The 21,439-nt window shown below is 44.7% G+C and carries 27 protein-coding genes; 12 read left to right on the forward strand and 15 right to left on the reverse strand.

Annotation, left to right across the window (positions count from 1 at the left end; translation table 11 throughout):
• Positions 1-5: 5 nt before the first annotated feature.
• From VJ374_RS09110 to VJ374_RS09130, 5 genes are all read right to left on the reverse strand, one after another.
• Positions 6-638 carry an HAD hydrolase-like protein gene (locus VJ374_RS09110; protein WP_308101666.1) on the reverse strand — a complete coding sequence of 211 codons (633 nt, stop codon included), beginning with the start codon at positions 636-638 and terminating at the stop codon, positions 6-8.
• A complete protein-coding gene (locus VJ374_RS09115; RefSeq protein WP_329468592.1) occupies positions 635-1,129 on the reverse strand; it encodes an AAA family ATPase in 495 nt (164 codons plus the stop codon). The genes VJ374_RS09110 and VJ374_RS09115 overlap by 4 nt, the downstream gene beginning before the upstream one ends.
• Complete coding sequence (locus tag VJ374_RS09120; protein WP_329468595.1) at positions 1,126-1,938, reverse strand: MBL fold metallo-hydrolase; 813 nt, start codon at positions 1,936-1,938, stop codon at positions 1,126-1,128. Before VJ374_RS09120 ends, VJ374_RS09115 begins: the two co-directional genes overlap by 4 nt.
• Before the next feature lie 250 nt (positions 1,939-2,188).
• On the reverse strand, positions 2,189-2,617 hold the full coding sequence (locus tag VJ374_RS09125) for a hypothetical protein (RefSeq protein WP_329468597.1): 429 nt from the start codon (positions 2,615-2,617) through the stop codon (positions 2,189-2,191).
• A gap of 327 nt (positions 2,618-2,944) precedes the next feature.
• Entirely contained in the window at positions 2,945-3,340 is a 396-nt protein-coding gene (locus tag VJ374_RS09130; protein WP_329468599.1) for an RrF2 family transcriptional regulator, read from the reverse strand.
• 295 nt (positions 3,341-3,635) lie between these two features.
• Here VJ374_RS09130 and VJ374_RS09135 point away from each other — a divergent pair, with 295 nt between their 5' ends.
• From VJ374_RS09135 to VJ374_RS09170, 8 genes are all read left to right on the forward strand, one after another.
• Positions 3,636-5,951 carry a sensor histidine kinase gene (locus VJ374_RS09135; protein WP_329468601.1) on the forward strand — a complete coding sequence of 772 codons (2,316 nt, stop codon included), beginning with the start codon at positions 3,636-3,638 and terminating at the stop codon, positions 5,949-5,951.
• Positions 5,941-6,246: a hypothetical protein gene (locus VJ374_RS09140; RefSeq protein WP_329468603.1), complete on the forward strand. Its 306-nt coding sequence runs from the start codon at positions 5,941-5,943 to the stop codon at positions 6,244-6,246. The genes VJ374_RS09135 and VJ374_RS09140 overlap by 11 nt, the downstream gene beginning before the upstream one ends.
• A 12-nt stretch (positions 6,247-6,258) precedes the next feature.
• Positions 6,259-6,813, forward strand: a complete 555-nt coding sequence (locus VJ374_RS09145; RefSeq protein ID WP_308101671.1) for a cysteine hydrolase family protein — start codon at positions 6,259-6,261, stop codon at positions 6,811-6,813.
• A 2-nt stretch (positions 6,814-6,815) separates the two neighbouring features.
• Entirely contained in the window at positions 6,816-7,955 is a 1,140-nt protein-coding gene (locus VJ374_RS09150; RefSeq protein ID WP_329468605.1) for a M14 family metallopeptidase, read from the forward strand.
• Between the two features lie 83 nt (positions 7,956-8,038).
• Complete coding sequence (locus tag VJ374_RS09155; protein WP_329468607.1) at positions 8,039-8,920, forward strand: manganese catalase; 882 nt, start codon at positions 8,039-8,041, stop codon at positions 8,918-8,920.
• A gap of 5 nt (positions 8,921-8,925) precedes the next feature.
• Positions 8,926-9,144 carry a hypothetical protein gene (locus VJ374_RS09160; RefSeq protein WP_056061826.1) on the forward strand — a complete coding sequence of 73 codons (219 nt, stop codon included), beginning with the start codon at positions 8,926-8,928 and terminating at the stop codon, positions 9,142-9,144.
• Positions 9,137-9,430 (forward strand): spore coat protein, encoded by a 294-nt coding sequence (locus tag VJ374_RS09165; protein ID WP_056061829.1) that lies wholly within the window; start codon positions 9,137-9,139, stop codon positions 9,428-9,430. Before VJ374_RS09160 ends, VJ374_RS09165 begins: the two co-directional genes overlap by 8 nt.
• Before the next feature lie 74 nt (positions 9,431-9,504).
• Positions 9,505-10,617 (forward strand): hypothetical protein, encoded by a 1,113-nt coding sequence (locus tag VJ374_RS09170; RefSeq protein ID WP_056061832.1) that lies wholly within the window; start codon positions 9,505-9,507, stop codon positions 10,615-10,617.
• A 44-nt stretch (positions 10,618-10,661) separates the two neighbouring features.
• On the opposite strand, the gene VJ374_RS09175 is transcribed toward VJ374_RS09170, so the two are convergent.
• The gene (locus VJ374_RS09175; RefSeq protein WP_290750914.1) at positions 10,662-11,051 is read right to left on the reverse strand and encodes a thiol-disulfide oxidoreductase DCC family protein; all 390 of its coding nucleotides are present in this window, start codon (positions 11,049-11,051) and stop codon (positions 10,662-10,664) included.
• Positions 11,052-11,239: 188 nt separating this feature from the next.
• Between VJ374_RS09175 and VJ374_RS09180 the strand changes: the two genes are divergently transcribed.
• Positions 11,240-11,989, forward strand: coding sequence for an SDR family oxidoreductase (locus VJ374_RS09180; RefSeq protein WP_156358985.1), 750 nt, complete (start codon positions 11,240-11,242; stop codon positions 11,987-11,989).
• Between the two features lie 55 nt (positions 11,990-12,044).
• Here VJ374_RS09180 and VJ374_RS09185 read toward each other — a convergent pair whose 3' ends face one another.
• From VJ374_RS09185 to VJ374_RS09200, 4 genes are read right to left on the reverse strand one after another with little or no spacing between them, the layout of a single operon-like run.
• Entirely contained in the window at positions 12,045-12,503 is a 459-nt protein-coding gene (locus VJ374_RS09185) for an NUDIX hydrolase (RefSeq protein WP_056061840.1), read from the reverse strand.
• Positions 12,475-13,200 carry an alpha/beta fold hydrolase gene (locus VJ374_RS09190; protein ID WP_290750921.1) on the reverse strand — a complete coding sequence of 242 codons (726 nt, stop codon included), beginning with the start codon at positions 13,198-13,200 and terminating at the stop codon, positions 12,475-12,477. The genes VJ374_RS09185 and VJ374_RS09190 overlap by 29 nt, the downstream gene beginning before the upstream one ends.
• Entirely contained in the window at positions 13,190-13,603 is a 414-nt protein-coding gene (locus VJ374_RS09195) for an RDD family protein (RefSeq protein WP_035407525.1), read from the reverse strand. The genes VJ374_RS09190 and VJ374_RS09195 overlap by 11 nt, the downstream gene beginning before the upstream one ends.
• Before the next feature lie 12 nt (positions 13,604-13,615).
• Positions 13,616-13,783, reverse strand: a complete 168-nt coding sequence (locus VJ374_RS09200) for a hypothetical protein (RefSeq protein WP_308101675.1) — start codon at positions 13,781-13,783, stop codon at positions 13,616-13,618.
• Positions 13,784-13,905: 122 nt separating this feature from the next.
• On the opposite strand from VJ374_RS09200, the gene VJ374_RS09205 reads away from it, so the two are divergent.
• Positions 13,906-14,832: a zinc-dependent alcohol dehydrogenase gene (locus VJ374_RS09205; RefSeq protein WP_329468618.1), complete on the forward strand. Its 927-nt coding sequence runs from the start codon at positions 13,906-13,908 to the stop codon at positions 14,830-14,832.
• Here VJ374_RS09205 and VJ374_RS09210 read toward each other — a convergent pair.
• A complete protein-coding gene (locus tag VJ374_RS09210) occupies positions 14,814-15,410 on the reverse strand; it encodes a hypothetical protein (RefSeq protein WP_290750932.1) in 597 nt (198 codons plus the stop codon). The genes VJ374_RS09205 and VJ374_RS09210 overlap by 19 nt on opposite strands.
• On the reverse strand, positions 15,411-16,142 hold the full coding sequence (locus tag VJ374_RS09215; RefSeq protein WP_329468620.1) for a DUF5694 domain-containing protein: 732 nt from the start codon (positions 16,140-16,142) through the stop codon (positions 15,411-15,413).
• Between the two features lie 130 nt (positions 16,143-16,272).
• Here VJ374_RS09215 and VJ374_RS09220 point away from each other — a divergent pair, with 130 nt between their 5' ends.
• On the forward strand, positions 16,273-16,605 hold the full coding sequence (locus VJ374_RS09220; RefSeq protein ID WP_329468622.1) for a hypothetical protein: 333 nt from the start codon (positions 16,273-16,275) through the stop codon (positions 16,603-16,605).
• A 295-nt stretch (positions 16,606-16,900) separates the two neighbouring features.
• Here the strand turns inward: VJ374_RS09220 and VJ374_RS09225 are convergent, their stop codons facing one another.
• A complete protein-coding gene (locus VJ374_RS09225) occupies positions 16,901-18,175 on the reverse strand; it encodes a phenylacetate--CoA ligase family protein (protein ID WP_329468624.1) in 1,275 nt (424 codons plus the stop codon).
• A gap of 250 nt (positions 18,176-18,425) precedes the next feature.
• On the opposite strand from VJ374_RS09225, the gene VJ374_RS09230 reads away from it, so the two are divergent.
• Positions 18,426-19,280 carry an AraC family transcriptional regulator gene (locus VJ374_RS09230; protein WP_329468626.1) on the forward strand — a complete coding sequence of 285 codons (855 nt, stop codon included), beginning with the start codon at positions 18,426-18,428 and terminating at the stop codon, positions 19,278-19,280.
• Between the two features lie 55 nt (positions 19,281-19,335).
• Here VJ374_RS09230 and VJ374_RS09235 read toward each other — a convergent pair whose 3' ends face one another.
• A complete protein-coding gene (locus VJ374_RS09235; RefSeq protein ID WP_329468628.1) occupies positions 19,336-20,685 on the reverse strand; it encodes a phenylacetate--CoA ligase family protein in 1,350 nt (449 codons plus the stop codon).
• Positions 20,686-20,934: 249 nt separating this feature from the next.
• Complete coding sequence (locus VJ374_RS09240; protein ID WP_329468630.1) at positions 20,935-21,324, reverse strand: hypothetical protein; 390 nt, start codon at positions 21,322-21,324, stop codon at positions 20,935-20,937.
• Positions 21,325-21,439 lie beyond the last annotated feature (115 nt).

Consider the following 21,439-nt stretch of genomic DNA (forward strand, 5'->3'; position numbering starts at 1 on the left):
TCTTTTTAGTAGACAGCACTCAGCTCTGTTACGATTCGGTCCGCGACTACGAGTTCCTGCTCTTGCGCAAAATCGAACTGGCAACCGATTGCTACTAGTCCGTTCGCTTGCGCCGCTTTGAAATCGGACAATCGGTCGCCGACGACGTATCCGGACGAGATGTCGTGCGTCTTACAAATCTCTCGTACGAGTGCTGATTTATCGCCGGAACGAATGTCTTCAATGCTATAGACATGATCGATATACGCCTCAAGACCATACGTCGTTACGATCGCTGATAGGTAGGACGGCCACCCGTTACTAGCGATATAGACCGAGTGACCCGCTTGTTTCAAACGAGCGAGCAACTCGACCGTTCCTGGATATAGACAACCATGCCCGGACTTGACTGCCTGCTCTAAGCTATGTCGAAACTTTTGATCCACAACCTGTTGGTCTGCGGCTGAAAAATCCGGAAGTAATGTCTCCCATACTTTCGGTAGCGAGACGCCCATGATCTTCTGATAGAGCGCGAGTGGAGTCTCTCCTTCCCAGCGCCCCGTCTGACGCAATTCATGAAAGACCTCTTCTAACGTATGCGCAAGCACAGCATTTGTTTGAAACAATGTTCCATCCATGTCAAAAATATAGTGTGTCATTGACTCTCTCCTATCTGCTCACGCTTTATTATCTGAATCATGGCTTCTATGGATCTATCCTTAGCAATCAGACGATCCGTCGGGCGGTGATCCTGATCAATCCACCAGCGTTTCATATCCGTCTCAGAAAACTCCGTCGGCTGGCGCATTGCGTGGCGACGGACGGTTTCTTCGAATGAAACGTCAAAATAATATGCCACGTACCGTGAAGTAAAGCGTCGTTCCAACCGGTCAATCATCTCACCGTACCAATCCTGTGCGAGAATTCCTTCTAGCAGAATCGTCGCATGACGTCCGTCAGCAAGTTTGACCAACTCCTCGATCCAGCGAATCGTCGGATTTCCTGGTCCATCTTTTACGTTCAACATTTCTCTACGGATGACATCTTGCGAAAACAGGATACTATCCGGTAAGACCGATCGTAATGCCTTAGCTAGCGTCGTTTTTCCACTACCGGAGTTTCCACGGATGACGATCAAGCGCGACTTCATGTCGTGAACCAGTCTCCGTTCAAGGCAGCAATGTACCGCTCTGCAGAGCGCACTACAGCTTCAGACGCATCGGTTTCGATCTTCCGATGAAAGGCGTCATATAATTTTTCAAAGCGAAGCGGGCGTATCGTTTCTGCCATGCGCGCGACCGTCTTTGCAGGAAGCGGAATCATATTCGGATAACTGTACATGAAACTGACCCATGCCCGATCGGCAACGATTCGAATGATGTCTCCTGTCAACAAAAGTCCTGCTGACGCATCTTTTCGTTCACAGATGACTGCTCCTTTGAAGTGACCACCGACGCGATGTAACATCAAATCTTCCGTTAACTCCAAGCGTTCACCACTCCAGAATACGATGCGCTCACTTGGTCGCGTCACGAACGACGCATCGTCTTCATGAATATAGATCGGTACGTCAAAAGCCTCTGCCCATTCGACTTGTGTCGCGTAATAATGCGGATGTGATAAAGCGATCGCCTGAAGCCCGCCTAATTCGTCAAGCTGCTCTTTCGTTGCGGAATCAAGATATGTAATGCAGTCCCATAACAGGTTAAACGATTTTCCTTGGACGAGATATGCCGTTTGACCGATGCCGAATGCTGGTGTCGTCTGAATCGCATAGACACCTGCTCCGTCGTCCATAATGATATTTTGGTACGTTCCTGACGCTTGCATGGCAGCGAGTGTCGTCCATGTTTGACCGGTCGGATTGACATACTGTCGTTCTTCTAAGCAAATCGGACACGTTTCGCGATGCGGATTGATTTGTTCGACACCACACGTCGTACAGATGATGGTTTCCATATCATCATTCCTTTCCAATTCGTAAATGATTTTCCTGATATATCATAACATATTCCAATTATAGGGATTGAATGTAGGGATTAAGATGCGCTCGCCGAAATGAACATGTATGAAGAATGAGATTATTATACCGATTTCGCCTCCTCTCATTGCGCGCTGGCTTACTTTATTCCTAAGGCAACGTCTTGATGCTCTGCACAGGGTAAGACAAAAGCAGGTCGAACCACTGATGTGGCTCGACCTGCTTTATTTAATAAGACGTTCGATCGTCATTTATGACGCTTTGAAAATGTTCTGTGAACCGATTGATTGATTCTTCTGTATCAAGATTTCCAGAAAACCAGATCTTTTTGTCTTCCGAAAACGTAAGATGCAATGAGTCGTCTATTGTAGACTGCACTTTAAGTGTAGCAATCGTATCTGACTTCATTAATGTCTTTTGTGATAGAGTGACCAGTTCATTCGTCAACGTTTCGCGTGTATCTTCTGACGTCTTTTCCTGGAGAAGATCAACTGTCTTATGAAGCAATACGGCTTTTGAGACTTGCGATAGATTCAACTCTCGAATTTCAAACATGTAGGCGTTCTCATGTTCATGCTGACGCTGGACGATGAATCGTGGAGAATGCACTAAATGTTGAACGAAGTGAACGAACATTTCGATGGTCATTTCGGACATACCGAAACCCTCCCTTTTGCATGGATCAACGGACGAATGCCTTTAATCCTTTATGTGAATGGACAGTAAGAGTCCTGTATGAAATCAAGCAGGTGAATTGGGAAAAAAACCTCCCTTCTGTAAAGTTATACCACAAAAACAAGTACAAAGTGTACATGTTTATGTTTCAAAACTAAGATTCGAATAGCCTCCGAATCTTGTTTATAGTAACATAAAAGATACTAGTTTTAATCATAATTAACATACTCATTTGATAAAAAACTATATGACTGAATTATGTACACGGATGAAGAGTCAGAGATCATCTATCCCTCTCTGACTCTTACATCAGTCATTCATCGTTGGCGCGATTAAATCTTGTAACGTGTATGCCTGCAGCGCATCCGTAAAGGACGTGAATGCTTGATCGAACGCTTGTCGTGTGTTTTGCAAACTACCATTTTTATTTGGAACTGTCACATTTTCAAGATAGGATACTTCTTCAAATAAATGAACGATTTCTCCTAACGTAATCGTTTCTGGGGATTTTGCTAATTTGAAACCTCCATTACGACCTTGTACGGAAATGATGAGACCAAACCTGCTCAATGAATGGACAATCTTCATCAAATGATTTTTAGAAATATCATAATGGGTTGCCACTTCTTGAATTTGTACGAGTCGAGTCGGATGCGACGCTGCGAAAATAAGCACACGAATGGCATAGTCCGTAGAGCGAGTCATCTTCATCCATTTCACCTTCTTTTTCTTTCCTTTATATAGACATAGTACAGAAGCTCACTCATTTTCACAATCAATAGTATGGCTTAAAGTGTCGTTCATAGTGATTTTGCACATATGTATATCTTTTATCTTAAAGGATATGAAGTGTCAAAATCTAGGGATTTCTCGGAAAAAGTAAAATGATATTTTAATTCGATGAAGTAAATCATTCAGACTATTCAATGTCTATGATAAGATTCTTTTAAACATGTACGTTTCAAGTTTGTTTATATATTTGTTAGAAAGAGGTTTAGTCATGAAGTGGCTCTCATCAAGTATGTTCCACCGGTTTTATATTTTATTGTTTTCAAACTTCTTAATTTTTGCAAGCATCGGCGTCTTGACATTTTACTTCGCTCAAAAAGAGCTAGAGCAACACCGAACTTCATCACAGAAGATTACATTACAAAAAACGCAAGCTCGCACGCTTTGGAATGAAGCACAACAAGTCAATCTCCAAGTCCAACAAATCGATTTTAATGATCAAGATGATCTTAAGCAGGTCAATAAAAGATTGAAACGTTTACAAAAAAACGTTGAATCGTTCAGTCAACGTTATTCAGATCCATCAGACGACCGATTTTCGCATCAACTCGTTCAATTTTCAAGATTTTTGGAACAGGAAGTCACTTTGCAAATACCTACGGATAATCAAAAGCTGGTTCAGCAGTCTGACTTCGTCGTTAACGACTACTTTCGAATGATTCATAATGAAGAGAAAAACGCACAGCAGTCGCTACAACAAAGAACCGCTGAAGTATTACGCTACGCCTTTGGTGTGATGATCATCGCTTTTTGTCTTCTCAGTTACTTGATTTTAAGACTTGTGCGGTCTTTTCGAACAGATTTACTCGATCTCGTCGATCAAACAAAACAGCCTGATCGATTGGAACAGAATCATTTTCACAATCGTCACGATGAGATTGGTACACTTGGGCGATCGATGCAACAAATGACAACGTTGCTCGCATTTGAACACCAGCAAACGCAAGTTGCTAATTTACAACTTCAAGAGTCTTTATACCAACAAAAAACAATCAAGCGACAACTTCAATTTCAAAACCAGTTAGCCACTCAAATTTTGCGTCATCAATCTGCTTCAGGGCTTCACACCTGGCTACAAGCAATCGGTAGTCATTTTCGGGCGGCTCATATCTATTTTTCACCGCAGTCGGAGAGTTTTGAACCTGTCCATATCGCACTATCAGACGAACCAATTTATGACCAAGAACGGCTGGAGTTAGAAGCGAAGACCGAGCTAGATACATCCATCCATCTAGTAGAGAAGGAGCAATTGACGTTGTGTGCTCTCCCTTTACACAGTTCGTCAAAATTCATCGGGACATTGACATTACAATTTCATCATCGTTTTACTGAGACTGTCGCACTTCAGAAAACGACTCATTTATTAAATATCGGGTTGATGCGATTGCTTGATGACATCCGTATAAAAGAACACCATCAATTGATTCAGCGCATTTTAAATGGTTTACGAGAAGCTATCTTATTCGTCGATGTGACGAATACGAATATCTTTACGAATCGCGTGTTTCATCAATTATTTCCGAACTGGTCACCTTCTGAAAACCAATCTGAAAACTTAGCATTCGTCATCGAAGCCTTCGAACCGTTGATTCTCGAAACAGAGGCGTTATATGCATATGTCGAACAAATCAAAGCAGGCTTTGACCACGCATCAGTTATTCCAGCTCAGGATTTTTCAATGCCAGACGATCGTCATTTACGACTTTACACAGAATTTTTACCCGAACGTCAAGGTATTCTATTTGTTTTTCGTGAACGCACAGTTGAAGTCAACCATGCTAAAAAGGAGCAAAACTTCATTTCGGTTTTATCACATGAGCTTCGAACGCCACTTGCATCCATCGAAGGGTTCAGTGAATTAATGTTACACCGGTCGTTATCTCCTTCAAAACAGCGAAAATATTTAGAAACCATGCGGAGTGAGACACAGCGACTCAGTCAACTGTTAACCGAATTCCTAGATTATCAGCGACTTAGTCATCAAAAAGAATCCTATCAGTTAGAATCATTTTGCATCGAACATATGCTCATCGAGTTAACAGAGTGGTTGAACGTTGCGACATCGACGCATCATTTACAAATCCAAACTGACGGTCCTTGCCTGATTACGGCTGACCAAGAAAAAATCCGGAGGGTCTTATTAAACATCTTAAATAATGCGATAAAATACTCTCCCGTTGATTCAAATATCCAAATCTCGTTAGCGTGCTGTGAAGCTGAAATCGTCATCACCATTAGCGACGACGGATATGGTATCCCAAAACAAGATCTTCCCTACCTCTTTGATCCGTATTACCGTGTCGAACAAGCAGACCACCTCCAAGTTCAAGGAACAGGTCTCGGTTTACCGATTTGTAAGGAAATCATCGAAGCGCATGGTGGGAGAATCACCGTTCATTCAGAAATCGGAAAAGGATCTGACTTTTTTATCCGTTTACCTCGTGATGAAGAGTGGAACACAACCAATAACATGTACAATAACAGTATGAATAATCTACAACTAGGAAGTGAAGAACGTGGAAGCTGATTTAAATCAAATCGTTCACTGTTTAAATCAAGATTTTAAACAGCATAAAACTGTCTTCAGTGCAATGGCACTGAAAGAAACCAACCCCTGCATCGTCTTGATGGAGGATCACCGCAAAAGACGATTGAATGATGCTTTGTATCAATACTCTGATTTCATCGCTGAATTGGAATCACTTATTTATCGCTGTTTAATTGATGTCCGGGGAGCCCGTGAATCAGCCTCCCCTTCCGAGATTTTTATCTCAAAAGCCCAGCTCTATTCGCCTTATCATTATTTAGTCACTTTTTTATGAGAGGAGTCCGCCATGACTGTTCAAGAAAATACAGCATTATTGATCATTGACGTCATTAATAAGATGGATTTTGAAGGAGCTGAGCAGTTAATGCAACAAACGCTCCCTATCCTCTCACCACTCACAAAATTAAAACAACATTGTAAACGTCAAAATATTCCCGTGATTTACGTTAATGACAATTTTGGTCTGTGGCAGGAAAACGTCACTCAAATCATTGATGAGTGCCGCGGGGGTCTTGGGGATGTACTCATCGAAGCACTGCATCCAGAAGAGGATGATTACTTCATCATCAAGCCCAAGCACTCAGGTTTTTTCGGTACTCAGCTCGATATTTTATTGAAGCATTTGGATGTCTCGCGTCTTATTATCACCGGGCTAACGACCGATATGTGTATCTTATTTACAGCAAATGACGCCTATATGCGGGAATATGCCATTCATGTCCCTGCAGACTGTACCGCAGCAGAAACCGCTGTCGCAAAAGATCATGCCTTAGAAATTCTCAGTTCGACATTATCACTGGATTGCTCCTCGAGTTCATGCTTGATGAATAAGGAGGAATAACCATGCTTCATTATTTTTCTGGAACGTATGAATCAGCACGCCAACGTTTCAATGAGACTGCACAGCACATTCTTTCTCAGCATTATCCGAAGCTAACGCATGATTCACTGGAACAACAAGCGTCACTCTATTCCGATTGGTGGCACGGCCAGTCCGGTGATAATTCAACATTACTGATCTTAACCAGTGGATTACATGGAATCGAAGGGTACGCAGGGAGTGCCATGCAGCTTCAGTTTTTATCAGACCATATGAAACAGGTAAATACGGGAGAAGTCGATATTTTGCTGATCCATGGTATTAATGCATATGGGATGAAACATCATCGAAAAGAAACACAGCATAACCTCAATTTAAATCGAAACGCGATTCACGATTTTTCAAAGGCAGATTTACGCAATCCGGGTTTTGATGAGTTGCAATCTTTGTTTATAAAACGGTCAGGTTCAGGACGGCGTCTGGATTATATACCGTTTACACTGCATGTCTTATACGACTTGCTTCGTCTAGGTCCACACGCTTTTTTAAAGGCTGCGACACTTGGACAATTCAAGCATCCGACCGGATTCTATTATGGCGGACATACGCAAGACGCTTACTTCTCCGATGTGTTAAGTCGGCTCGTCGATACACTATCTGCTTACCAACATGTTGTGATGCTCGACTGCCATACGGGTTATGGACCAGCGGGTCAAGTCCAACTCGTCATGTCATCGGAAGATCCACGACACGCTAAGGAGGTAGAAGCATACACACGTTATCCGATCGTCGATCAACCACGAGATCAACAGTTTTATGCAATCGAAGGAGAATGGTTAAATTATCTGTATGAAGAAACAAAAAAGCGGCACATCGGTTTTTTAGGTTTAACCGTAGAATGTGGGACGCTTGGAAAGCACCCTTTTGCCCTACTCCGAACGTTAAAAGCAACGATTGATGAAAATCGTCTCTTTTTCAATCAAGCAGTTGCCCCTCGACGGATTAGAGAGCGATTCGACACACTTTACATCCCTAAAAGCAAGCAATGGCGACGGTCCATCTTGAACGAGACATCCTTCATCTTTAACAACATCACTGAGTGGATCAATGATCCTAAAAGTCATTCTTTGATTAAACGTTCACTTCAACCTATCGAAAAATAAGGTAAAACAGGTTTGAAAGAAACTGATTAAGGTATATAACATGTGTAACTCGCATATGTTTAAAACTTAAAGGGGGTCTTTTCATGTTTCGCCATCAAAAAGAATTACAATTCGAAGTCAAGGTTGATCGACCCGATCCAAAGCTTGCTCGGGCCGTGCAAGAGGTACTCGGTGGACAATTCGGTGAGATGACGGTCATGATGCAATATCTTTTCCAAGGCTTCAATTGCCGTGGTGAAGAAAAGTACAAGGATATGCTGATGGATATCGGGACGGAAGAAATCGGGCACGTTGAAATGCTGTGTTCCCTCATTTCTCAATTGCTCGACGGGGCGTCACCGGATGATCAGGCAGAAGCTGCCAAAGATCCAGCGACGGCAGCAATTCTCGGGGGTATGAATCCACAGCATCTTCTTGTCAGCGGTCTCGGTGGACTGCCATCGAACGCCAACGGCATTCCGTGGAACGGATCTTATATCGTCGCGAGCGGTAACTTATTGGCAGACATGCGTTCGAATCTACATGCTGAATCACAAGGTCGTCTTCAGGTCGCTCGCCTCTATCATATGACGACGGATGAAGGCGTTCGCGCTACCTTCCGTAAGATGCTCGCTCGCGACCGGTATCATCAGTATCAATGGATGGCTGCGATCGAAGAACTGGAGACGAAAAACGGAGTTGTCGTGCCTGCTACTTTCGCACCGGAAGATGAGATGGAAGCGCAACCGCATGCTTATGAGTTCTGGGACCTATCGGAAGGCACAGCTTCAAAAGAAGGTCGCTGGGCTCAAGGGGAAGCGCAGGATGGAACCGGTGAATTCGTTCATCTAGAAAATCCTGCACCGCAAGGAAATATTCCGAACATGAAGGTACCGGCACACAAACTTCACCACGACCTATCAGAAAAAACAGGAATGCAAAACGTCAAAGATACTGTCAAACGTATGTTACATGATAAGGAGTGAGATCGATGGCTAAATCACCACTTGCAATCCATGAAACACTCGAAATCCATGAAATCATGACGATGAAACAAGCCTGTCTCGTTAAAGCTGTTGCCGTACGTTCTTTCGTCAAAGATGAGACGCTTGAAAAATTGATTGCTCAAGACATCAAAGATAGCGAACAAGCATTAAACGATTTACAAAAGCTATTGGCAGATCATGAAGGAGGCGGTTTGCATGAATGAAGCTCTTCAATCCATTAGCCGTCCCAGTAAAAAACGCGACGAGTTGATTGCGACAGACTTCTTGATCAGCAGCAAATCACTTGTCCGCGCTTATGCTGTTGCAATTACGGAAACGGCTTCTCCTGACGTTCGAAAAGTCTTGACTGAACAGCTGAACAAAGCCATTCAGACTCACGCAGCAATCGCCGGATACATGATCGATCATGAGATGTATCACGCGCATGACTTGAAAAAACAATTAAAACACGATCAAGAAAAACTAGAAGTCGCTAAAGGCTTACTATGACGTTCCCCCTTCCCTTCTGATTTTGAAGTGGAAGGGGTTTTCTTTCAGAATTCGTGTAAGGAGCGATCAGTCTCATGATTGACATCAATCATATTCAAATCAAACAAAGTGGAGAAACTGTTTGTCTCACCTGGGAAGGGACAAGTAACGTCCGTCTCTTATTGAATGGTAGACCGTGTTTCATTCAGAACTCGAATAGCTATCAAACGGAGACACTTCCTTTATTTGAGCCTTTGTCATTCGAACTGATCGATTCAGATTCGAAGACACGTATCGTCACCGCTCTTGTTTCAAGTACAGATGATTTGTTCTGGAACCGAAAAATGACTGTCCTGATCCAACAAGATCATGCTGTCCGACTGTTGTGGGGTGAAATCCCAGAGGTATCGCATTATACGGTATTTCAAGATGGGCATCGATTAGGTCAAACTGCGTCACCTGAATGGCAAGGAACGATTAACCCTGAACAATTTACACGTTTCGAAATCCGGGTGCTCCGTCCTATTTCCAGAAAATCGATGCCGTTCGCACGGATGATTGAGACGTTCGCCCGCGTTACGAATCAGATAAAACAGGAACAAGACCGGGAACGAGAATTCGAACAGTTCGTGCTCTATTTTTCTTTGTACCCGCTATCCGCTTCACATACGAAGGTTTCTTCTTACCGATTGCGTGTACTGACGTTCATTGCTCCTCCGATTCTCATGAACCCGAATCCGTTTTCTCCGCATCGTTATTTCGAAGGCGATGCGCGACAATATTCACCTTTTTCAAAAGAGTATCGTACCTTTACAGAAGTCCTGACATTTGATGGTGAAACTACTCATCAACTATCAAAACAAGCAAACCCTACCCGATCTTTTGATGCTCGTCATCAGTTATATCGAGAAGATGTAGCGTCGACTCAGCGGGTCTATTTATCAGATCAATCACCAACACGATATACGCTCCACCACTCTGTCGGCAATCCGCTCGTCGTCTCACCTAATATCGACTACGAAATCAAGGTAGCGCATCATTCAAATCTTTGGCGTATCGCAGGAACACATCTCCAATCACCGCACCATGAAGTATATCTGGATGAAGGAGACGATTGTTTTGAAACAATCCACCAAGCCCATGATTTAGGTTTAAGTTTCCTCGGCAACCCGTTGCCAAGTTGTCACTGGTTGCATGTGACCAACTAATGAACAGAAGAAAACCGCGACCGATTCGTCGCGGTTTTTCATATTTAGTCGTGAAATCGAGCACGTGTCTCCGGAGATGGCAGTGCACACTGCTGCTTTTGTCCAAACCAACGATGACGATTGTTTGCAACGAAATCATAGACGCGATCTCGGAGTGAACGTGGAACAATGCGAAGCACTCTCAACAGACGCCATCCACCTCCTAAATGACCGGCAATCCGTAACGCAGCATCCGATTTGATATACGGTACACCCCGGTCAATTACGACGACACTGTCAATCGTTTCCGGGAGATGGTGGCGCTTTACGAGTTCTTGCCCTGTCTCCCCTTGTAACGATGCAAAATCATGGTACCCCTGGTCTCGTTTTAAGATGAACTGGACGCTCGCGTCACAGAGATTGCATTCTCCATCGAATAAGACGATTGCTTTCATGATTGATTCACCCTTCCCTAACTGTTTAACGAATGATTTTGTACACTTTTCCTTTACCACACTTTGGGTATAAACATGCAATTATTTAGTATGTTAAATCATGATAACGCTTTCTCTTCTTCTCTTCATTCCGTTATACTGATTCTGTAAACATTTGATTTTTACAAATCCATCTACTTAAAAGGAGCATATATATGACAAAACGATCGATTGCCATCGTGACCGGTGCCAGTCAGACACGCGACATCGGAGCTGCAATCTGCCGCCAACTTGTCTCTTCCGGACATGACCTGGTCTTTACTTATTTTAAAGCAACAGCGGATTGGGCGGCTAGTTTTACAACCGAACTCGAAAATCAAGGTGCCCGAGTCCTTGCGATTGAACTTGATTTAAGTCAATCAGATGCTGCTGACGAGTTATTCGCACGCATAGAAGATGTTGGAGCACCAAGCATCCTGATCAATAACGCTGCTCATTCGACAATGACAGATTGGCAAACGCTCGATGCAGCAAGCCTCGACCAACACTATGCCGTTAATCTCCGGGCACCGCTATTACTCGCGACACGTTTTACAAAGCGATTTGCTGAAGCACATCTAACTTCCGGTCGTATCATCCAATTGACGTCCGGACAAGACCTCGGTCCAATGCCTGACGAGATTGCGTACGCTACGACGAAAGGTGCATTGTCAACATTTACGAAGACGTATGCGGCAGCCGTAGCACCGCTTGGTATCACCGTTAATGCCATCAATCCGGGTCCGACTGACTCGACTTGGATGGATGAAGCAACACGGACAGCGCTTAAACCTAGTTTTCCATTTGGGCGAATCGGTGCGCCGGAAGATGTTGCACGATTGATTCAATTCCTCGTTAGTCCAGACGGTGGCTGGGTGACCGGACAAGTCATTCATTCCGAAGGCGGATTCGAACGCTAAACGTGTAGCATGCAAAAACATCCCTCTGACGTCAAAATCAGAAGGATGTTTTTCATTATCGAAAGACCGGACCCATTTCCGTCAAAAAATCGTTCCAGGCGACTTGATGCAAGTCGCTATAGAGTTCTGGCATCTGGTCTCTTTCAAAAAAGGCAATGTCCAATGATTCATTGGAGTCGATCGTTAACTGTCCTCCATTGACTTGGCAAACAAAAAAATGAACGATTGGTTGGGCGACATCCCCATTCGGATAAATCTCTTCGTACTGCGAATAAACACCACTCAAACGTTCAATCGCGACATGAATTCCGGTCTCTTCAAAAATCTCACGCTTGGCTGCTTCGACAATCGACTCTCCGAGTTCCAGTGCGCCGCCGGGAAAGCCCCACGCTTGTTGCTCCCGCCGTTTTTGTAGAAGAATGCGTCCCTCTTCGTCGAAGACGATGCCACCTGCAAAGTTCAACATCACTTTTTCCTGACCGACCTTACTGCGGAGAAAACGTATATAGTCCATCTGTCGCCCCTTGAAGTTTGACTTGCTTCACCCAGACAATCAGTTGTTCGATCATCGCCTCCGTCACAGTATGATTCACACCCGGAAAAACACATAATTCAGTCGTTTGCGTCATACCTGCTTGAACTGCTGTTACGTGATAGTACTGCTGGATTGATAGTGGAATAATGTCATCAGCATCCCCGTGCAGGAGCAAACGCGGACGCTCATCCATCACATCGATCGGATCGATCTTCCATGGTACATCTGTTTCTTTGATAGCAGGTCGTCCGTCGCGCGTGCGGAATTGATGCTCCGCTTCAAGAAAGGCACCGCCCCCATTGATCGCAATGAGAGCTTTAATCGGCAAATGCGCCATGATTCCGTGGGCAATGAACCCACCCATCGAGACGCCGATCGCGATCACATCTGAAACATGCCAACCTGATTGTTCGATGATAGCTATCGCTTCCTTGATCGATTGTTCAACGACCGTCCAAAAATAGGTCGTCGATACTTCTGGATCAAACGGATGATCAAACGGTTCACGTTGATCGTGTCGAATAAGTTCCGGGATAAAGACATCGAACCCTTCTTCAGATAATTGTCGTGCAAACTCTAGATAAGAAACAGCCGTACCGCCCCAACCATGGTAGAGTAGAATGGCTCCTGTTGGGTGAGAGGAGCGGACGCTATGGACATGAAAATCAAGCTTCATTTTTTAGCTTCTCCTGGTTCAAGCGGACGATCGTTCTCGCAAAGTCATCTTCCGGTAATCGTTGTCCGTTCTCGAGAAACGGTTTCCAGTACGGTCGAATCTTAAACAACGAGACCGTATCGCGATAAACTGTTCGACGGACGATTTGTTTCGTCGTCAACGGCAATCCGTTCTCGCTCTCGACCTGAATACCACAGATCTGACCACCAATCGTTTTTCCATTCAACAGTTTTAATTGCGCGACTTCTCCTAGAAAACTGATCGTCGGTTGTGTCACGACGGCGTGAACGACTTCTGACTTCACACGTCGTAATACCGTTTTTTCGATGACGACGGAAAGTCCGAGATAGACAGCCTGGTTGATGATATACGCACCGATTCGTCGTTTTGTTGTTGAGTGCATGGATGATCCTCCTTATACGTTAAAATAGACGACAGCGCCGAGTGCACTGACAGCAATCAAATAAAAGACGATCGCGAGTCGTTTGTTTGCGGTAGAGATATCTTTTCGGACGAGGATTTTACTATACCGATACGTCAAGAATGCGAACACGAGCAATGCTAAAATCAATAATGGTTCCATTCGACCTCCCCCTTCCCTTACTTATTCTACCTCATTTCTGGTTTCGAATTGTTATATTTTACAAGTAAAGTGGTATATGCTTAATTTATATGTAATCAATCCAATAATGAAATGAGGTTCATATGTTGAACACTACAACGATTTGCTGTCTTGTGGAGCCGAAGACGCCCGGTTATCTCGTTCGGGAACTGCCGCCGCTCGGCATCCATGACGTCCACGTCCGCACCCTTGCCGGTGCCATTAGTATCGGCGCCGAACTTCCGCAATGGCTAGAACAAGACATGACTGAAACCAGCTATAACTATCCGCTCGAGACCGGATATGAAAGTTACGGTAAGGTGCTTGCTGTTGGTGAAGCGGTCCAAACCGTCAAACCCGGTGATCGGGTCGTCGGCTTCTATGGTCATCAAGATCAAGCGGTCGTACCTGAGTCGAAGGTCATTTTGGTTCCTGCTTATGTCTCACCACGTGAAGCCTTGCTACTAATTCTATCTTGTGACGCGGCAAAAGGCGTCCGAAAACTGACATTGACGCCCGACGCGAGAGTCTTAGTTTCTGGAATGGGTACGATCGGTTTGTTGACGGTACATTACTTACGGCATTACGTTAACGTTCGCCAGATAGATATCATCGAGCCGCTCGCCTCCCGAGCTGAATTAGCACGTCAATTAGGCGCACACATCGTCACGCCGGATTCAGACACGTATGACGCCGCCATCGAATGTTCCGGGCGTCAAGCGGCCTTTGCCGAACTTCAATCCGCTGTCCGTCCTCATGGTGCAATCTGCGTCTTATCGGACGGCAACCGTGAATCTTTGACGTTGACGCCCGCGTTTCACGCAAGGGAACTTCAGATCATTGCATCGAGTGACGGTTGGAACTACCGGCAGCATGCAGACTGGCTTTTTTCCAACGATCGTCACGCGACATTACCTGCTTTGTTCGAACAAGAAACTTCGTTTTCGGAGCTCGCCAACTGCTTCGCTGCCTTAATGGCATCGACCGATCTCCCGATCAAAGTCTTCGTTGATTATGAGCAGACGAGCTGAACACCGTTCGGATCCGTACCTGCTAGCGATACGTCGGAAAAGACTGCTTCTTGCAAGACGGTCTTCTCTCCGCGGACGGTTTGGATTTGCGGAACCGGTTGATCGAACAGTTTCGCTAAATCCGCCTCTAATCCTTCGAGCGGCGTCGCTAGGATCAGACGCTCAAGTGTCGTTCCATCAGTATCCGCAATCGCATCTTCATGGATTTGCAGTTCAATCCGTAATCCGTATGGTGTCTGCAAAAACGTCCGACGCTCATTCGGTTGGACTGTAAATGAAAGTGTTTCTGCACGGTCAAGGATCATTTGCAAGTCATCTGATTGAATCAAAAATCCGATGTGGTCGAAGCGAATGACCTTCCCGTACCCGATAGTCACGTTCACTGCCCCGCGTTTCATTTCAATGATCCGAAACACAATCTTATCCGTTCGAAAATCGTTCCATGTCAGAGGTGGATTAAACGAAGAAAACTCTCCATCTTTCTTTCCAATGCGCTGAGAAACGTGAAACCCGCGTGCTGTATACCAGGCTTCTGTTTCCTCCAAATGTGGTGTCCAAATATGGTAGTGAAATAGCATTTACATACACTCCTTATCGTTGTTCCAATCGCTCCATGTCATCACTACAACTTGGTTCGATTCATTTAAGTATTGTCTTAATAGCGGAAGATGCGCAGCACCGTACAAACAGACGATTCGCTCGGTCGTCTGGGCAAGTTGCAGTAGACGATCGGCAATCTTTTGATTACGGGCATGCCAGTAGCGTTCGATCCAAATTCGCCCGTTTTCCAGCTGTTCGATTTGATCGTAGACCTTAGCGGACGCTGCAATCGTCTCTTCAGCGTGCAATCGATCGAGCCACTCGGAAAAGGATAACTGCTCCATCGCGTTCTCTAACTGTTCAGTCCGCTTCATCTCAGCAGTGACGATCGTCTCGAAAGCTTCCGGATGATGTGAACGGACTATTCCTAAATCCGGTACGCCTGGTACGATTTCGTTCCAATCGACTCCATGCAACTGTGCTAATCCTGCCATCCGGGCTAGGCGAAAGCCGATTTGTTGCCGTTCATTAGCGGTTAAATCACTCTCGTGTTGATAGGTGTCATATGTATGTTGCAGGTCACTTATGCGTTCAGGTGACGTTTCAAGAGCAACGCATGTCGGTTGAAATCTGTTTAATCGAACGACGACTTCCTTGATTTCCTGTTGCCGTCTCTCTGATGCGACATCAAAAATTACTGGACGAATCAGATCACCATTTGCCGGTCGATCAAGATGGAACATGCCTAACAGTAAAATCTGGGGCTTCATCTACATTCCTCCTTTTCCTTATTTTACCTTATATTTGGTAAAGGAAGCGACCTTTACCTATTATGAATTTACGTTACCATTCAACAAATACTCATATAAGGAGGTTCCGATGAAAAGGATATTCGTCATTGTGTTCATTGGATTTTTATTCGGATGCAATCAAACCGGTATAGAGGATGAAACTAGTTATGCCATGATCGTCATTGTGAACAATAAAGAATATAACGGAACAGAAGCTGAATTGGACGCATCTAAACAACAAGGAGAAAAAATTAGTACGATACTAAAGAAAACAAAAGCATACGAAATGCCCCAAGCGAACAGTCAATCGAATCTCTTTTCAGTCGGATCCACCATCTATGCTGTTAAAGGAACAGAAGATTTCATCATCGTAAAAGACAAAGAAAATAAAAAATGGCTTTTACAAAAGGTAAGGGATATCGAAAAAAATCTAAATCAATGAGGCACTTTAACACTTTTAACGTGGTACATCTTTAGAAATACTATCAGCGGAGATGTTTTTTACTTTTACATGAGGTATGGTGAGAAAAAATTAGAAAGGGGCTGACTCAAAAGTCAGTTTCTACAAAGATAAGGGTGGTAAAATAATGATCTGCCACCCTTACCTCATAACAAAAAGAATTAACAAAAAGAATGACGTGTTTCACGCAACTCTTACAGGAAAACTGGCTCGTGTCTCGCCTGAAGACAGGGCGTGAAAAGACACGTCATTCTTTTTTTGGGTCAACCTCTTTCTTTTATCCTGTTAAGCTTGATTTAATGAGCAAAATCTTTCCGCTTTCCTCAGCATCGATATATGAAACGGCTTGGACATCAAGTTTGATATCACGACCAAATAAACGGTACAGACGCTCCATCAGAAGGTGTTCGTCTGATTGGCTGAATCGCTCCGCGTCAGGAACGTAGTAGATCGATACGCTATCCGGCGTCGATTGGACATATTGAATACGCTCGATATTGTTTGATAAATGTTTGACGATACTCGACAGTTGCGCTTCAAAAATCTTTTGACCATCCGGTTTTTGGATGAACGCCCGCCCCCTTCCGTCAATTGATTCGATGATTGGTCCCGGGTGACCACAGGAACAGGTGCACTGACTGAGCGTCATCCGATCTCCGACCCGGTAGCGAATGAGGGGGGTGCCGTGTGTATCAAAACTCGTCACGAGAATCTCCCCGTCTGTATCGAGTTCGATGATCCCCATCTCATGATGCAGATGTTTTTGACCAAGTCGACATTCCGAGACAATTGGTGCTCCTTCAGACGATGCATATTGATCAAAAACTGGTCCATGAAACACTTCTTCGATGACCTGGCGCTCTTCCGCGTCGATTCGTTCAGCCGTTGGAAAAATCGCAATCGGTTGACATGTCAAGCGGATCCCTTCTCGCTTCGCAAACCGGGAGAGTTCAATCATCGCTGACGGAAGACCATCGATTGTTTCTGGTTGAAAACGTTCGATGGCTTCAAGATACGCTGCCATCGTCCGTGGGGATAATCGTTTTACCGTGAATAAGAGTTGATTCGCCGCTCGATTCATCCGCCAGTAGACGTCCGTCTGTTGACGCTCGGGTACGAGATCCTGTGCCGTAAAGCTGATCCGTCGCATGCCACGGTAGACATTGGGGGTCGCCTTAAAATAATCCAGATGAGCCATTCGAATTTGCATATCCGGTATCGTATATCGTACTTGCAGTGATGTGCCTGTTGTTCCGCCCGTTTTCCCTATAATTGGCGCAACAACATCTGTTTGAATGTCCTCCATGTGCGTTCGTAATATTTCTTTTGACAGTACCGGAATATGTTTTAGTTCGGATAGGTCCTTTAACGGTAGGATAATACCATGCAAAATGAAGAGCTGACGATAATAGGAACTGTGTTCAATGCAAAAGCGAAGGAAGTCATTTAAACGGTCAAGTTGTTCCGCTTTGACGTCGATCGTCGATTGTTCTCGTTCGAGGAGCATCCGAAACCGTTCTTGATAGACCGGTCCATAACGTTCGCGATGCAATTGATACCCATAGAGGGTTGTGAAGAGGTGCTGGAGAAATAGAGGAGAGCGATTGTAGATTTGCTCTTTGATACCCGTGTCATCACGTCCTTTCGCAAGGGAAGTAACGGTTTCGATGTCTCTACGATAGCCTATGTACCTGACAAGAATATGACAAATACAAGGGAACATGCATCCTGACAAATTGATATCACCTTGGACAGGTCCGATGATCAACGCTCTACTATACTGAAAACAAGGAGGTGACAAGATGTGGCTCGAATCGATTCAACGCGTCATTGACTATATCGAAGATCATTTAGAAGACTCGCTTGATCTCAACGTTTTGACAAGCGTGGCTCAGATGCAAACGTATACTTTACAACGAACGTTTTCCTTACTTGCGATGATGACCTTACCGGAATACATCAGAGGGCGACGTCTGACGCTTGCTGCGCAACAATTGACACAGACGGACGAAAAAATCATCGATCTTGCCTTACGTTTTGGTTATGAGACACCGGAAGCTTTCACAAAAGCTTTCAAACGTCAGCATGGTTGTTCCCCGACGTTGATGAGAAACGAGCGACGTCGGGTTCACGCCTATAACCGCCTGAGCATTCAGGTGACTTTGAAGGGACTGGATCAAATGGATTATCAACTCATCGAACGACCTGCTTTACAGATTTCAGGATGGCGAAAACATTTCCCTACGCAAGATGGTGCCCAACAACAACTGATTCCATTGTTTTGGAATGATGTGAATCATTCCGGTCAAGATGCTACCTTGTTCAAACAAAATGACGGTCAGATTGAGGGTGTGATTGGTGTCTGCTCCAATTTCACCGAAGCATCGATGGATTATTGGATCGCGACGACGACAACGGAAGTCTTGCCCGGTCAGGAAACGATGACGATTCCGGCGAGTCTTTGGGCGACGTTCCCAGTTGTCGGTCCGATGCCGCACGCCATTCAAGAGATGTGGCACCGCATCTACCAAGAATGGCTTCCGTCACATGGTTATGAGCCGTTACCTCATGCAGAACTCGAAGTCTATTCGGCAGGCGACCCGTCTGCCGCCGATTATCAATCTGCCATCTGGATTCCGGTGCGTCCGCGCGACTGATGGTTTCAGGACATACGAAAAGGCGAGATCATCGGCGATCTCACCTTTTCGTATGTCATACATACTGTTGCTTAATCAGTAGCGTCTTTCCACTGATTTCTTTCGGAATTTCGGGTACGGCACGCATGACGACATTCAGTTGTCCTTCAAACAATCGGTCAAGAACGAAAAAGAGTTTCTTCTCGTGTTCTTTTTCGAAGCACCGTTCATCTGGTACATACAATAACACAATCTCATCCCGCGTCTCTTGAATATATTGCACACGTTCGATACAGTTCGGGAACGCTCGAACGATTCCTGAGAGCTCCCCTTCAAAGACACGGTGTCCATTTCGTAATTGGATGAAACTTCGTCCTCGTCCGTCAATCGAAGCGATGATCTGACCTTGGTGACCACAAGGACACGTTTCCTGACTGAGCGTCATGCGATCTCCAACTCGATAGCGAATAAGTGGTGTGCCGTGCGTATCGAAGCTCGTCACGAGAATTTCGCCATCCTCATCGCGTTCAATGATTCCCATCTCATAATGTAAATGTTTTTTGCCATACGGACATTCCGCGACGATCGGAGCCCCTTCTGAAGACGCATACTGATCATAGATTGGCGCATGGAAAACATCCTCGACAAGTGCTCGCTCTTCTGCCGTCATCATCTCAGCCGTCGGAAAAATCGCTTTTGGACGAAATGTGCAAGTCAAACCATATTTTTTAGCGTATCGTGCAACTTCGATCATTCCTGAAGGCAAACCATCAATTGATTCCGGCTGAAACCGATTGAGTTGTTCAATATATGCAGCTGCGGTTTTCGGATTGATGTTTTTGATCGAGAATAACATTTGATTGATGACTTTGTTTGTCCGCCAATAAACCGGTGCCTTTTGTTGAGGCGAGGCAAGCATTTGACCGGTAAAACTCGCACGGCGCATCCCTTGATCGACGCCATGTGTCCATTTGAAAAAGTCGAGATGCGCCATGCGGATTTGCATGTCTTCTTTCGTGTAATGGACTTGAATTGATTTGCCGGTCGTACCGCCCGTTTTCCCGAGAATCGGAGCATGGACGCGCGCATGGACATCCTCATTTTGTTGTCGTAAGATTTCTTTCGTCAAAGGAGGAATTTGTGTTAGTTCGTCAATCGATCGTAGAGGGAGCTCTAACGCAAGAGAGGAAAACAATTCCTGATAATACGGACTATGCGTTTGGCAAAAAGAAAGGAAGTCGTTTAATCGATGCAACTGTTCCGCCCGTATGTCATTCGGTCGTCCTAACTTCTGCTTCAGTTCTTGTAGGCGTTGTTGATAGGCTGGACCATATCGTTCGTGGAACAGGCGACGTCCTTGTAAAGTCGTCAACAAGTTTTGGATGAAGATCGGTGAGTGAAAGTAGATCGATTCTTTGAGCTGCATGATGTCACTCCTTCCATAGATAAACCACCTTTTACTGATACTTTCATCTTATTTCCAGTCGTCACCCACCTCAATTAGTTCTTCGTGAATAAACTTAGCTTTTATTTTCAGGACGATTTATTTTATTGAACTCTGATTTACGAACATCTTCTCATCGATTCTTGAACTTACAACTTTTCTTCCATCATAAAAAATCCGACCGACGAATCAGGAAATCTCTTCGTCGATCGGATTCATATACGTGTACCATTACGATTTCGCGACTTTTTGTAGCATCTGACACCCGTAAGCCCGTAATTTAATCGATTCGAGTACAAGCGACATCTGTTGTTCATCCAATCGTTCAATCAACTCGATGATCGTTATCGTCGTTCGCCCATTATATAATTGTACGATCAAGTGGATGATTGCTTCTAACGCTGGACTTGGATAGGGTTCTGACAGAAATTCACGATCAAAAAACTCACCACTATCCGGAAAGAAATAATCCGAGAATCGTTCGAGCACTTGTGGCTGTCCTGTTGCGAGATACAGCATCGAGACCATCGCTGAATCTTCTCGTTGTTTCGGCTTTAAGCGTCTCCACAACAGATCGAATCGTCGTTCATGTTCCGCTTGCATGAATTGTATCGTCTGCATGGTTGAAGCCTCCTTTGTTTTTCATTCTTCCTGTTGATTCTTTTCCTTATATTTTTATTCCCTATTCCATCCAACTGAATCATCTCAGCGTATCCTCTTGCGATTGAACTGACAC

The organism is Exiguobacterium sp. 9-2, assembly GCF_036287235.1.
In the GTDB taxonomy this organism is placed as follows: domain Bacteria; phylum Bacillota; class Bacilli; order Exiguobacteriales; family Exiguobacteriaceae; genus Exiguobacterium_A.